Genomic DNA, 12,587 nt, shown 5'->3' on the forward strand with positions numbered 1-12,587 from the left:
CCCGCAATTATGGATACGCCTCAACCCTGCACCAAACGCAGATGTGCGCGTCGGGTGCTTAACACCGGGTGAGGGTTAATAATCAGATACAAAAAGGGCCGCCAGCTCATAACGCCTCCATTGCCAGGGTTTATGTCAACTCTGGCAACGAAGTCAGCCAATGGCGTTCACCCGGAAGTGGGAACCGCGTGTCGCCCCTCATGCGTCTGGATGATCACAGAGTCAGGAGCCGCTGGCTTGAGCCCGCATCTGTGATTTTCGACTCATCAGAAAAAACACCGCCAGACCGGCCAGCAGAATGCCCGGCGCAGAAGCCGCCATTACGCCTACCGTTCCGGTGCCGAGGGCTAACATCTTCCCCGCCAGCAGCGGGCCGCTCATCGCGCCTAAGCGCCCAACTGCGACGGCTGTACCCACACCTGTCGCGCGGATCTGCGTGCTGTAAAACAGCGGCGCCAACGCATACAGCACGCTTTGCCCGCCGGTGGCAAACATCCCCGCCACAAATCCCGCCATCAGCATGCCACTCAATGATGACACCGTACCCAGTGCCAACAGCGAAGCCAGCATCCCGGTGTAGATCAGAAGCGACATCACCACCGGACGCAGTTTGTCCATCAACGCCCCGAGGATTAAGGTGCCGCTGGCCGCGCCGATTTGCAGAGCAAACATCACGCCCGCCGCCTGCGAGGGCTGAAAGCCCTGCTCCACCAGCAGCATCGGCAGCCAGTTGATCAGCATATACACCACCAGCAGGGTGAAGAAATAGCACAGCCACAGCAGCAACGTGGCTGTCGCGGTGGTTGGCGCAAACAGGGCGCGCAGCGGCGCGGCAGCCACCTGCGTTTGCTGGGCATAAACCTGCGATTCCGGCAGCCAGCGCATCAATAGTGGCACCAGCAGCAGTGGGATCACCCCACCCACCCAAAATACCGTTTGCCAGGCAGAGGCCAGACCGCTAAACCCGAGCGCCGCCGCCAGCGCTGCGCCAATCGGTACTCCGCAGTACATCAGACTCACCGCCGTACCGCGAAAACGTGGGCCAGCCGCTTCGGAGGTCAGCGCAATCAGATTTGGCAACGCCGCGCCCAACCCGATGCCGGTCATCAGGCGGGCAAATACCAGCGACGAGAAGTCCCAGGAAATTGCCGTCGCCAGCGAAAACAGGCCGAACAGCGCCACGGAACCAATGAGAATGCGTTTACGCCCATAGCGATCAGCCAGCATGCCGCCCACCAGCGCGCCGGGCAGCAGCCCGAGAATGCCCGCACTGAAGATCCAGCCCATCTGCATTTTATCCAGTGTAAACGCGTGGGCGATACCGACGGCAGCAATACCCGCGGCCTGTAAATCCAACCCTTCCATAAGGGCGACTAAAAAACACAGCCCGACGGTCAGCGTCAGGCGGGATGAGGATGCGGGGGTACGGGTAGTCATAAAATGTACCTCTGAGGTCACGATGCAGGTGAATCGCGGCTGATACGTTGCCAGCCGCGTAATCATTTTTATTTGCTGTTGCGCAGATCCAGCGCCACGTCGACGATCATATCTTCCTGGCCACCCACCATCCGGCGTTTGCCCAGTTCAACCAGAATATCCACCGCGCTCAGGCCATAACGCGCCGCCGCCACTTCACAATGACGCAGGAAGCTGGAATACACACCGGCATAGCCCAGCGCCAGCGTTTCGCGATCTACCCGCACTGGACGGTCCTGTAACGGACGGACTAAATCATCGGCGGCATCCATCAGCGCATAGAGATCGGTGCCGTGTTGCCAGCCAAGCTTATCCGCAGCGGCGATAAACACTTCCAGCGGTGCGTTGCCCGCGCCTGCCCCCATACCCGCCAGGCTGGCGTCGATGCGGTCACAGCCCTCTTCTACCGCAGCAAGGGAGTTCGCCACGCCGAGGCTCAGGTTGTGGTGCGCATGCATCCCGGTTTCTGTTTCCGGCTTCAGCACCGCTTTCAGGGCGCGGAAGCGGTCGCGGATATCAGTCATGTTCATCGCCCCGCCGGAATCAACCACGTAGATACAGGTCGCACCGTAGTTTTCCATCAGTTTCGCCTGCTGAGCAAGGTTTTCCGGCGTGGTCATATGACTCATCATCAGAAAGCCGACGGTGTCCATACCTAACTCGCGCGCATACTGAATATGCTGGGCTGACACATCCGCTTCGGTGCAGTGGGTCGCCACGCGCACCACCCGCGCTCCGGCCTGATAGGCATTTTTCAGGTCATGAATAGTGCCGATACCGGGCAGCAACAGCGTGGCGATCTTAGCGTGCTTCACCACGTCCGCTGCTGCTTCAATCCACTCCAGGTCGCTGTGTGCACCAAAGCCGTAGTTAAAACTGGAACCCTGTAGACCGTCGCCGTGCGCCACTTCAATGGAATCAACCTGCGCGTCGTCCAGCGCTTTGGCAATCTGGCGCACGTTTTCCAGCGAATATTGATGACGAATGGCGTGCATGCCGTCACGCAGGGTCACGTCAGAGATATAGAGTTTTTTACCGTTCATGCTGCTTCTCCTGCCTTGCGTGCCAGCGACTGCGCCATCTTCTCGGCGGTCGCCAGCGCGCTGGAGGTCATAATGTCGAGGTTGCCCGCGTAGGCTGGCAGATAGTGCGCTGCGCCTTCCACTTCCAGATAGACTGCGGTTTTCAGCCCGGAAAACTGACCGATGCCCGGCAGATTGACCGGTTTATCCTGCGGGATGACTTCAAACTGCACGCGCTGTTTCAGGCGATAGCCCGGCACGTACGCCTGCACCGCCGCCGCCATCTCCTTGATCGACGCCTCGATTTCCACCTGGGAAGCCGCTTCGCTCAGCACATACACCGTGTCGCGCATCATCAGCGGCGGCTCAGCTGGATTAAGTACGATAATGGCCTTGCCTTTTACCGCGCCGCCGACCACTTCAATGGCCTTCGAGGTGGTTTCAGTAAACTCATCAATATTGGCGCGCGTGCCGGGCCCCGCAGATTTACTGGCGATCGAGGCGATAATCTCCGCGTAATGGACTTTTGCCACACGGGAAACTGCCGCCACCATCGGGATAGTCGCCTGCCCGCCGCAGGTCACCATATTGACGTTCTGCTGATCAACGTTCGCGTCCAGGTTCACCACCGGCACGCAGTACGGGCCAATTGCCGCTGGCGTCAGGTCGATCAGGCGGATCCCCGGTTTAACGGCACGCAGCGCCGCGTCGTTTTTCACATGCGCGCCCGCGCTGGTGGCATCAAACACGATGTCGATGTCAGCAAATTCCGGCATGGCTATTAACCCCGTCACCCCTTCATGGGTAGTGGCGACGCCCATACGATTGGCGCGCGCCAGTCCATCGGATTGCGGGTCAATACCGACCATTACCGCCATTTCCAGTTGCTTGCCGTGACGCAGAATTTTAATCATCAAATCAGTGCCGATGTTGCCGGAGCCGATAATGGCGACTTTACGCTTACTCATGACTGACTTCCTTTTGTAACCGCCGCAGAAAACGTGGCGGCAACTGAACCAATACCCTCGATATGGGCCTCAAAACGATCGCCCGCATTCACCGCCACCATCGGACCTAACGCGCCGGTAAGAATGATGTCTCCGGCGCGCAACGGTTCGTCGAGACTGGCCATTTTGCGCGCCAGCCAGACGGCGGCGTTGATTGGATGTCCCAGGCATTCGCTGCCGCGCCCGCTGGACACCTCTTCGTTATTGCGCGTCATTTTCATCGCGCAGTTTTTTAGATCTAACCCTGCCAGACGCTGTGCCGGGCCGCCGACCACATACACGCCGCAGGAAGCGTTATCCGCCACGGTATCAACAAACTTGATTGACCAGTCGCGGATACGGCTGCCGACCACTTCCAGCGCGGGCAGTACCCATTCGATGGCGTTGACTAACTCGTCAAAAGTGGTGTCGGCATTGGGCAGATCGCGGTTCAGCACCAGCGCAATCTCCGCTTCAATACGTGGTTGCAGCACGCGCTCAAACACAATGGTGTCGTTATCGCCGTAGCACATGTCGGCAAACAGCGTACCGAAGTCCGGCTGATCAACACCCAACTGTTGCTGCACTTTCGGATGCGTCAGCCCCACTTTGCGACCGACCACGCGACGCCCACGCGCCACGTCATACTGCACGTTGATGTGCTGAATGGCGTAGGCCGCTTCGGCGTTGTCCACGCCGATCAATTCACGCAGCGGGGCGATTGCTTCTCCCTTTTCCTCTGCCAGGCGTAAATCGGCAGCTAACTGCTCAAGATTAAGATTCATCATGTCCGTTCCTTAAGGGCGTGCGAGGAAGTTCAACACCAGTTGGTTAAAGGCGTCGGCATGTTCCCACTGCGCCCAGTGCCCGCAGTCGCGATAGATGTGCAGTTCAGAACCGGCAATTCCGGAGAGCAGGCGCAGACCGGCGTCCATCGGCACAAAGCGGTCGTTGCGCCCCCAGACAATCAAGGTCTGGGCTTTGATTTCCGCTAGGCGCGGGCCGAAGTCCGGGAACTGTTTCGGGTTGGCTTCCAGGCTCTGAACAAAGTTTTCCAGGTGATCACGGCGTGACAGCATGGTATTCAGCCGTGCTTCAAACAGCGCTTCGGTGAGATCGCTGGTGTCGAAGACAAAGATCTCCATCATCAGCTTCAGGTTCTCGATGGTCGGCTCGCGGTACAGCTGATTCAGTCGCTTGATGCCTTCGGTCGGCATCGGTGTGAACAGGCTCATACCGCCCGTCCCGCCGCCCATCAGCACCAGCTTGCCCACACGCTCCGGCCAGCTCAGAGTGAATGCTACGGAACTGTGGCCACCCATCGAGTTGCCCAACAGGTGGATTTTCTGAATATCCAGTTGATCGACCACGTTTTTTAAAATGCGGGCGTTAAGATCGGATCGTGAACCACGGTTAACGATCCCATCGCTTTTGCCCCAGCCTGGACAATCCAACAGGATCACCCGGTATCCAGCCTCCACCAGCGGATCGATATTGCGACTGAAGTTCGCCCAGCCCGTCGCGCCCGGACCTGAGCCGTGCAGCAGCACGACGGTCTCTTCGCCCTGCCCACAGTCGTTGAAATGCACACGTAGGGTTTCGCCTGCTTCCTGCACCTCAAGAAAACGGCTGGTGGCGGCTTCGGTTTGCGGTTGGTAAGTCATGATATTCTCCTGCATGTTCAGTTCTGTTTCAGTTCTGTGTAGTGGCGCTCAGGGAGCCGAATCCGGCGATCCACTCCGGGATCGGGCGATAATAACGGCCTTCACTGCGCCAGCTACCAAAGGCAGAAATGGCGGCAAAGGCAGCAACCCAAGTTTTCACTTCGTGCGTTGATTTGCCCGCCATCGCGGACAGCTCTTCATTACTGACGTCGTCCAGTTCCTGCAAACGCCCCTGTTCGAGCAGGGTCATAAAGCGGTTATCCCAGACGGGATTGAGCGGATGTAGCGAATTCTGATCGACAACAAACTTCTCGGCGGCGCTGATCACCCGCTGCTGGCGCAGTTCACGCTCGTTTTCAGGTAACTGTTTGCCGCTACCGAGCAGGCGGTCACGCATGTGAGCATCGGCCTTCGCCAGCTCCGGTACTGGCGGCTGGTGCGACAGCCCGCCGGAGCCTAAAAACAGCACGCGCTTATTCAGCGAGCTGGCGAAACGGCCAATCGCTTCGCCGAGCATGCGGGTACGCTGAAAGCCCGGCAGCGGCGTGGCGACGCCGTTAATAAACACCGGCAACACTGGCACCTTGTCCAGACCGCCAAGCAAAAACTCCAGCGGCTGCGCGAAGCCGTGATCAACCTGCATGTTGTAGGATACGGCGAGATCGATACCGCTTTTCATTACCGCGTGGGCGCAGGCTTCAGCGAGATCTGTCGGCACCGGCAGTTCCCCCGCCGCGCTGCCGAAATCACCGATCGCCGTGGCCCCCACGCCTAAACAGAACGGCGGCATCACGTCATAGAAAAACCCGTTGTAGTGATCAGGAGCAAACAGCACCACCAGTTCAGGGTCGAACGCCGCAATACGTGCCCGGGCGCTGGCGATCACGCCGTTGACCTCGTCGAGAACGGCCTGCGCCGGGTCGACGTAACCCACCAGCGGCGAATGGGAAAGACAGTGAAGATAAGCGTGCATATCAGGCTACCTTTTCAACGGGAACAGAGGCATTGGCGCGGGTGAGCGTCATCACTGACGCCAGTTTATTCAGGGTGCTGCCCAGAGTTTGCGGAATGGCGATGGCGGCCACAAAGCGGTCCGGGCGCATCACCACCAGCGAGGCGTTGTGTTGGGCAAACCACGCGCGCAGACGGTTTTGTGTATCGCCGATGCGAGTCACGCCGTCATAGTTATCCTGCTCGGTATTAATCTGGGTATCCGGCACCACCTGGATAAACCGCGTGCCAAGCGCGCGCCACTGCTGGATTTGCGCCTCGCTCATGCCCCACAGCGGATTACAGCCCCAGCCAATCACCGCAAAATTCGGCCCGATGACGTTATCGAGCAGCGTCACGTCACCCATTTCCACCGTCACTTTCGGCTGGATAAACATCTTGCCGACGGGCGAGGTTTTCGCGTTGCCTTCATGTACCAGCGCCCCGGTGTGGTACTGCGGCATCGGTTTAAAGCGCATTTCAAGGAAGTAGCGCTTGATCGGCGGAATGTAGTTCAGCAGCCAGGAAACCCCGTCGCGCACCGCGCCGTGCCAGCGTTTCGGCGGTGCCAGCACATTGCCTGCGGTCACGGAGAGATCAATCATCGCTTTGGCGTGGTCGCGGCGTTCCTGCTGGTAGGTATCCAGCAGCGCATCACCGGCTTTACCGTTGATCACCAACGCCAGCTTCCACGCCAGGTTGAAGGCATCACGCATGCCGCTGTTGTAACCCTGCCCCTGCCATACCGGCATAATGTGCGCCGCGTCGCCCGCCAACAGCACGCGATCAATGCGAAAACGTTCGGCCAGACGGGCGTTATGGGTATACACGCGCTGGCGGATCAGCTCGACGTTGTCCGGGTTCGGCAGCACTTTACTCAGCAACTGGCGCATATTTTGCGGCTCACTGAGTTGCGCTTCGGTTTCCCCTGGCATCACCATAAATTCAAAACGGCGCACCGCGTGCGGCAGCGCGGCGGAGACATACGGACGCACCGGATCGCAGCACAGATACACATGCGGGGTACTGAGCGGATCGTTGGCGATATCCACCACAATCCACTGATTTGGCGCGGTTTTGCCTTCGAACGGCACATTCAGCGAGCGTCTGACATTGCTGCCGCCGCCGTCACAGGCCACCAGCCATTGGGCCTTCACCGTTTCACGTTGGCCGTCCGGCGCTTTCAGATTCAGCGTCACTTCACCGTTTTGCTGGCTGAAGGCTTCCAGTTCGCGGGAGAACAGGCAGCGCACGTTAGGAAAACGCGACAGCCCTTCCAGCATCACTGCGTCCACCTGTGGCTGAATAAACGCGTTACGGCGCGACCAGCCAAATTCATCGGTCATCGGCTGGATATCGGCAAAGCAGCGGCCTTTCGGGGTAAGAAAGCGCATCGCGTGCCACGGTGTGGTGTGCGGCAAAACATTCTCGACCAGACCGACGGACTGCATGGTGCGTAGCGCTTCATCGTCAATACCGATGGCGCGGGGATAGTCGATCAGCGTGTCGAGCTTCTCCACCACCAGCACCTCAATGCCCATCTGGCCGAGATAGTTCGCCATCATCAGCCCCACCGGACCGGCACCGGCAATGGCCACCTGCACGGTGTGCTGAACGGCGGGTTGGATATCCGGGTTTATTGTTGTCATTTCAGAACCTCACGACTCGGACAAAACGCAATTGCAGACCCTGGTGAGGCGCAACCTGTTTTGTTAAAAAAATGTGAATGTTTTTTATTGTGCGGTCAGTATAGGAGTGCGTTTTTACGCTACAATCAAAACATGCCTGGATGTGCACTAAGTGCACAGCGTTGTTTTACCTGTAGATTTGTCAATAAATATGAAAAATGACGACAGTACTGAGTACAAAACCGTGCGTGGGTTAACGCGCGGATTAATGTTATTAAATATGTTAAACCGGCTCGACGGCGGGGCCAGCGTTGGCCTGCTGGCAGAGCTGAGCGGCCTGCACCGCACGACGGTCAGGCGACTGCTGGAAACGTTGCAGGATGAAGGTTACGTCCGACGCAGCCTGTCCGATGACAGCTTTCGCTTAACCATTAAAGTCCGCCAGCTTAGTGAGGGGTTTCGTGACGAGCAGTGGATTTCTGCGCTGGCCGCCCCGCTGCTGGGAGATTTACTACGCGAGGTCATCTGGCCGACCGACGTTTCCACACTAGACGTGGACGCCATGGTCGTGCGTGAAACCACCCACCGCTTCAGCCGCCTGTCGTTTCACCGGGCGATGGTCGGGCGTCGATTACCACTGCTGAAAACCGCCTCCGGCCTGACCTGGCTGGCGTTTTGTCCGGAGAATGAGCGTCAGGAACTGATTGAAATACTGGCATCACGACCGGGAGAAGAGTTTCAGTTGGCGCGCGAACCCTTAAAGCTCGACGCCATTTTGACCCGTGCGCGTAAAGACGGTTTTGGTCAGAACTTTCGCGGCTGGGATCAGGAGGAGAAAATCGCCTCCATCGCCGTGCCGATCCGCAGCGAACAGCGTGTCATCGGCTGCCTGAACCTGGTGTATATAGCCAGCGCGATGACCATCGAACAGGCTGCGGAAAAGCATCTTTCGGCCTTACAAAAGGTGGCAAAACAGATAGAGGAAGGCGTCGAGTCGCAGGAGATTTTGGTTGCAGGGAGGTGAGGTGGATCACAGTTATGCGGATCATCTGATTGATAGTTGGGAAGACTTAGAGCCTATCCCAGTAGGCGTTATTGGCGCAGGCAGTTTGAACATGGCCAGCGCGGAAGAACCGGAGCGTACACGGAGTACGTGAGGATTCTGAGCACTGCCCAGGTTCGAAATGGCAAGCAAAATAGCCCTAATGGGATAGGCTCTTACTCACCTGTCGATATAACATTGTGGCATCTTGCCCAAATGATAGCTTCATTACATAGTGTGCATTGTTTATTTGCCTGGAGGCTGCATGTTAAAGGTCATTGCCGAAGATTTTATCAAACCTGAGTGTATTGAAACCGTTATCCCTTTGTATCGTGAGCTCATATCGGCAACGAAAAAGGAACCACTCTGTCTTGCTTATGACCTCTATATTGATGAAAAAGATCCGGGGCATTTTATATTTATAGAAGAATGGCCAGACCACGCGGCTCTCGATGAACATTGTGCCAGTGAGCATTTCCGGCGACTTGTGCCGTTAATCGATCAATACACGCGCAAAGAAGCTCGTTATATTCTTATGGATAACGTGGTGAACCCTCGCTAATATTAACTTAATACAGGGAAACATCTTGAAAACGCATAAAAAATGCCTGGGATTTATTTCGATTGTTGTCGATGATTACGACAGGGCTATTGATTATTACATAAATAAGCTCGGTTTTACCCTGGTTGAAGATACTCCACAGCCTGGAAAACGTTGGGTTGTGGTATCACCGAACCCGGACAGTGACTGTCATTTGTTACTTTCCAGGGCCGCTAATGAGACTCAGAAAGCGTTCATCGGTAACCAATGTGGCGGACGCGTATTCCTGTTTCTGCAAACCGATGATTTTTGGCGTGATTACAATGCAATGAAGTCAGCCGGTGTTCAGTTCTGCGAAGCTCCCAGAGAAGAAGAGTATGGTACCGTGGTGGTATTTGAGGATCTCTATGGCAATCGATGGGATTTATTACAGAAGGCTTAAACCCTAGCGTTAGTTTTTTGACTCATAAAAAAACCGAAACCCCGCTTCAGAAAAGAGCAGAGTTTCGGTATTCATTCAGTCCGAAGAGCTTCAGACCTTAAGCAGTTTCACCGTTTCCTCGATGTCGATCTCATCTTCCGAGAAGATCAGCGTCGTACCCTGGAAGGTGGTGATGGCCAGCTTTTTCAGCGAACGCATTTCCCCAGGCTTCACGTCTGACTTCGGTTTGATGCTGTTCATCAGCGCGCCCACAGACAGCACCGCATTTTCTTTATCAATGCGAGTCTCAACCGGCACTTCTTCGCTGTAAACCAGATAGGACTTGATCGCCGTGAGCTTCAGGCGCTCGCCTGCGATATAGATGTATTTGCTGTCTGGTATGACTTTCACCGCGTAGGCTGACAGGCCTTTGTTGTTGGTGGTTGGCTCAAAGGTCACCGCCGCGTCTTTCTTGATCAGCTCAGGATTAGCAACCTTAATCACATGAAAATAGCGGTTATCGCCGTTTTCATCTTTGATAAATCCAAAGCCTTTATCTTTAAACCACGTTGTGATTGTTCCGTTCATCGCTATTTCCGCCTGATTAAACCTAATACTCGTAGAGTATATCTACTCAATTTGCGCGCAGTGTAAAACATAGGCCACGTCTTTGGCTACTCGTTACCCCAGCGATTGAGGAACTCGGCGATATCGTCGATACGCTGTGCGTCGACGCCTGCCACGGTTGCCATCTCCTGCTGCGCTTCTTCACTGATCTCTTCGTTGTTCATCAAACGGGTAATCAGCTGCTGGAAGTAGTGCGCCAGCGCGTCGCGTTCTGCATCGCCCACCGGCTTTGCGGCCTCGGTCGCGTACTCGTCGGCGATATCATAATATTTTAGCGGAATGTCGTTGTTCATCAGGTGCTCCGGGGTGAATGCGTGTGCCAGCAGGTTCCTGCCGCGTCTGGTGCGAATGATAGCATTCTTATTTCATGGTTCGCGAACTGTTTTATTGGCTGTAACACATTGCATATATTAACACTATTTCCCGGAGCCGCTTTGCATTTAATAAATATACCATTTTTAAATGACGACATTTTTATTAACACGGTATAATAGTCATAGGTTAAATAGTGTAGTAGCAAAGGAATTTCATATTTTTATTCGCGGAACAACGGTGCACGAACACTTTTATTCCGATTAGCACAGGGCAACTTACAAGGAGTTGATTATTGCTGACACGAATTTTATGCCAGAACCCGCCGTTGCCTAAGCAGCTTCTGGTGTTTTACCAGATGAGCCGCAAAACCGCGAACTGGTATGCAAAAAACCGCTTTCCCCCCCTGCACAGTATGCAGACAGGTACGGCAAGTATTCACCCGCGAGCGGAATCAGCGCAGGACAGTTCTGCCTTCACCCAGCTTTTCCCTAAACTGATTTTACAGGGATTCAGCAGCTTGTTTCGCCGCTTCGCGAGCTAGGTTACCAATGAGCGAGTTATTCTCAACAACAACTCGATCCGGCGCACATTGCTGTGATGATAACGATTTTTCTCTGTGCTTTCCGTCAGTTACAGCCCTTTTTGCCTGCTGTACTTACGGCGCGGCAACTTTTTGCCCCAACGCGCGTTTTTGACTAGGAGATGCTACTGAAGTGACGCTCAGGTCTATCACGCCACAACTATATAGACTTAATGTTTTCCCTGACTCATCGATAATAAAAATACCAAAAAATAAATCCAGCAGGTACTCCCATCCAAGTTAATTTGAGACAAACAATTAAATCTTTTAATGAAAATGGAAAACTATCATTCACATCCCAAGCCAACCATGCCCCTAATAAGCGGCCAAACACAGTCAGGACAAACAACGCCAAGCTCAAAGAGCAGCATAGGGATAAAAGGTTAAGTAACGACTTAGTGCTATCTTTCATCACTTACCCCCACTATCTTTCAGCTTATCCTGAACCATACCTGATATAGCAGAATCGCCGACATTACCCATTATTGATGGCAACGGGTGCTGTGGTGCTGGTTTCGTTATAGTCCAAACACCAGTAGGAACCCATTCATACTGCTTTGATATTGGGTTTAATTTTTTATCAAATGGGACTTTTAGAACATTGCCCGTAGCATAACCAGCCGAAGCACCTACTTTACTCAATAAAGATGCAATAAATGGATCATCACCACTGATTTGAGCCTGGTAATAACCACCTAATGCATTCCATGTCACGGTTGGATTATAACCTTTACCGGCAGTAATCCCACCAATCAGGCCGGTTCCTATCAGATCTGAAAGTTTCACCTCTCCCGTCGTTCCGTATTGAATACCGGCCCCTAATCCAACACCAACACCCACAGCTATAAGCTGTTCTTTAGTGTTATTGACTGCATTGGTGATAAAGGCCTTACCTCCCATTACCGCAACAGGCCAGGAAGTTGGATCGCTTATTACGGACAGCAAACGGTCACCTTCCGTAATGTTATCTTTTAGGAATTTAAGATCTGAACGATTGAGATAATTTACGATTGCTGCCGCATCGGGATCTTTCAGTTTTTCATCCAGTCTGAATTGTCCTGATTGCTGGTCATTAGCAACATTCGTTCCTCCCTGAATCAGCTCCTCCCAAGTTACACACGCGACGCCACCACCAGTACAGGCCTCAGCCAGCTCCTTGCTGTTTTTGTTACTAATATCCAGATACTTCTGAACAACAGATTTGCAGTCTCCGCCAGAAGCTTAGTATTCGGTTAATTCCTGATCAAGTTGTCGTGCTTCTTTAGAGCTTAAGTAGTTATTCTCAACAACAACTA

Annotated in this window: 15 protein-coding genes; 4 read left to right on the forward strand and 11 right to left on the reverse strand. The window is 54.5% G+C overall.

Annotated elements, in window-relative coordinates:
* Positions 1-222: 222 nt before the first annotated feature.
* From mhpT to E4Z61_RS11850, 7 genes are all read right to left on the reverse strand, one after another.
* Positions 223-1,437, reverse strand: a complete 1,215-nt coding sequence (mhpT, locus tag E4Z61_RS11820; protein ID WP_135322931.1) for a 3-(3-hydroxy-phenyl)propionate transporter MhpT — start codon at positions 1,435-1,437, stop codon at positions 223-225.
* A 68-nt stretch (positions 1,438-1,505) separates the two neighbouring features.
* Positions 1,506-2,519, reverse strand: a complete 1,014-nt coding sequence (gene mhpE / locus E4Z61_RS11825; protein WP_135322932.1) for a 4-hydroxy-2-oxovalerate aldolase — start codon at positions 2,517-2,519, stop codon at positions 1,506-1,508.
* Positions 2,516-3,466 carry an acetaldehyde dehydrogenase gene (mhpF, locus tag E4Z61_RS11830; RefSeq protein WP_135322933.1) on the reverse strand — a complete coding sequence of 317 codons (951 nt, stop codon included), beginning with the start codon at positions 3,464-3,466 and terminating at the stop codon, positions 2,516-2,518. Before mhpF ends, mhpE begins: the two co-directional genes overlap by 4 nt.
* On the reverse strand, positions 3,463-4,272 hold the full coding sequence (mhpD, locus tag E4Z61_RS11835; RefSeq protein WP_135322934.1) for a 2-keto-4-pentenoate hydratase: 810 nt from the start codon (positions 4,270-4,272) through the stop codon (positions 3,463-3,465). The genes mhpF and mhpD overlap by 4 nt, the downstream gene beginning before the upstream one ends.
* A 9-nt stretch (positions 4,273-4,281) precedes the next feature.
* Positions 4,282-5,148, reverse strand: a complete 867-nt coding sequence (gene mhpC / locus E4Z61_RS11840) for a 2-hydroxy-6-oxonona-2,4-dienedioate hydrolase (RefSeq protein ID WP_135322935.1) — start codon at positions 5,146-5,148, stop codon at positions 4,282-4,284.
* 28 nt (positions 5,149-5,176) lie between these two features.
* Positions 5,177-6,121 carry a 2,3-dihydroxyphenylpropionate/2,3-dihydroxicinnamic acid 1,2-dioxygenase gene (gene mhpB / locus E4Z61_RS11845; RefSeq protein WP_135322936.1) on the reverse strand — a complete coding sequence of 315 codons (945 nt, stop codon included), beginning with the start codon at positions 6,119-6,121 and terminating at the stop codon, positions 5,177-5,179.
* Between the two features lies 1 nt (position 6,122).
* Positions 6,123-7,787, reverse strand: coding sequence for a bifunctional 3-(3-hydroxy-phenyl)propionate/3-hydroxycinnamic acid hydroxylase (locus tag E4Z61_RS11850; RefSeq protein ID WP_135322937.1), 1,665 nt, complete (start codon positions 7,785-7,787; stop codon positions 6,123-6,125).
* Between the two features lie 190 nt (positions 7,788-7,977).
* Here E4Z61_RS11850 and E4Z61_RS11855 point away from each other — a divergent pair, with 190 nt between their 5' ends.
* The 3 genes from E4Z61_RS11855 (at position 7,978) to E4Z61_RS11865 (ending at position 9,791) form a co-directional block, all read left to right on the forward strand.
* On the forward strand, positions 7,978-8,790 hold the full coding sequence (locus E4Z61_RS11855) for a DNA-binding transcriptional regulator (protein WP_135322938.1): 813 nt from the start codon (positions 7,978-7,980) through the stop codon (positions 8,788-8,790).
* 283 nt (positions 8,791-9,073) lie between these two features.
* Positions 9,074-9,370 (forward strand): putative quinol monooxygenase, encoded by a 297-nt coding sequence (locus tag E4Z61_RS11860; protein WP_135322939.1) that lies wholly within the window; start codon positions 9,074-9,076, stop codon positions 9,368-9,370.
* Between the two features lie 25 nt (positions 9,371-9,395).
* Positions 9,396-9,791, forward strand: coding sequence for a VOC family protein (locus E4Z61_RS11865; protein WP_135322940.1), 396 nt, complete (start codon positions 9,396-9,398; stop codon positions 9,789-9,791).
* A 90-nt stretch (positions 9,792-9,881) separates the two neighbouring features.
* Here E4Z61_RS11865 and E4Z61_RS11870 read toward each other — a convergent pair whose 3' ends face one another.
* Together E4Z61_RS11870 and E4Z61_RS11875 are read right to left on the reverse strand one after the other, a co-directional pair.
* The gene (locus E4Z61_RS11870) at positions 9,882-10,364 is read right to left on the reverse strand and encodes a cold-shock protein (protein ID WP_135322941.1); all 483 of its coding nucleotides are present in this window, start codon (positions 10,362-10,364) and stop codon (positions 9,882-9,884) included.
* A gap of 80 nt (positions 10,365-10,444) precedes the next feature.
* Positions 10,445-10,690, reverse strand: a complete 246-nt coding sequence (locus E4Z61_RS11875; protein WP_135322942.1) for a YmjA family protein — start codon at positions 10,688-10,690, stop codon at positions 10,445-10,447.
* 314 nt (positions 10,691-11,004) lie between these two features.
* Between E4Z61_RS11875 and E4Z61_RS11880 the strand changes: the two genes are divergently transcribed.
* Positions 11,005-11,253 (forward strand): hypothetical protein, encoded by a 249-nt coding sequence (locus tag E4Z61_RS11880; RefSeq protein WP_135322943.1) that lies wholly within the window; start codon positions 11,005-11,007, stop codon positions 11,251-11,253.
* Positions 11,254-11,479: 226 nt separating this feature from the next.
* On the opposite strand, the gene E4Z61_RS11885 is transcribed toward E4Z61_RS11880, so the two are convergent.
* On the reverse strand, positions 11,480-11,704 hold the full coding sequence (locus E4Z61_RS11885; protein WP_135322944.1) for a hypothetical protein: 225 nt from the start codon (positions 11,702-11,704) through the stop codon (positions 11,480-11,482).
* The gene (locus E4Z61_RS24140; protein WP_240703869.1) at positions 11,704-12,237 is read right to left on the reverse strand and encodes a hypothetical protein; all 534 of its coding nucleotides are present in this window, start codon (positions 12,235-12,237) and stop codon (positions 11,704-11,706) included. The genes E4Z61_RS11885 and E4Z61_RS24140 overlap by 1 nt, the downstream gene beginning before the upstream one ends.
* Positions 12,238-12,587: the final 350 nt, after the last annotated feature.

The organism is Citrobacter tructae (assembly GCF_004684345.1).
Taxonomy (GTDB): Bacteria; Pseudomonadota; Gammaproteobacteria; order Enterobacterales; family Enterobacteriaceae; genus Citrobacter; species Citrobacter tructae.

Bases quoted from the DNA above. Each gene is read 5' to 3' on its own strand.
- E4Z61_RS11875 (WP_135322942.1), bottom strand. From the start codon at position 10,690: ATGAACAACGACATTCCGCTAAAATATTATGATATCGCCGACGAGTAC.
- mhpB (WP_135322936.1), bottom strand. From the start codon at position 6,121: ATGCACGCTTATCTTCACTGTCTTTCCCATTCGCCGCTGGTGGGTTAC.
- mhpT (WP_135322931.1), bottom strand. From the start codon at position 1,437: ATGACTACCCGTACCCCCGCATCCTCATCCCGCCTGACGCTGACCGTC.
- E4Z61_RS11855 (WP_135322938.1), top strand. From the start codon at position 7,978: ATGAAAAATGACGACAGTACTGAGTACAAAACCGTGCGTGGGTTAACG.
- mhpC (WP_135322935.1), bottom strand. From the start codon at position 5,148: ATGACTTACCAACCGCAAACCGAAGCCGCCACCAGCCGTTTTCTTGAG.
- mhpE (WP_135322932.1), bottom strand. From the start codon at position 2,519: ATGAACGGTAAAAAACTCTATATCTCTGACGTGACCCTGCGTGACGGC.
- mhpF (WP_135322933.1), bottom strand. From the start codon at position 3,466: ATGAGTAAGCGTAAAGTCGCCATTATCGGCTCCGGCAACATCGGCACT.
- E4Z61_RS11885 (WP_135322944.1), bottom strand. From the start codon at position 11,704: ATGAAAGATAGCACTAAGTCGTTACTTAACCTTTTATCCCTATGCTGC.
- E4Z61_RS11860 (WP_135322939.1), top strand. From the start codon at position 9,074: ATGTTAAAGGTCATTGCCGAAGATTTTATCAAACCTGAGTGTATTGAA.
- mhpD (WP_135322934.1), bottom strand. From the start codon at position 4,272: ATGATGAATCTTAATCTTGAGCAGTTAGCTGCCGATTTACGCCTGGCA.
- E4Z61_RS11850 (WP_135322937.1), bottom strand. From the start codon at position 7,787: ATGACAACAATAAACCCGGATATCCAACCCGCCGTTCAGCACACCGTG.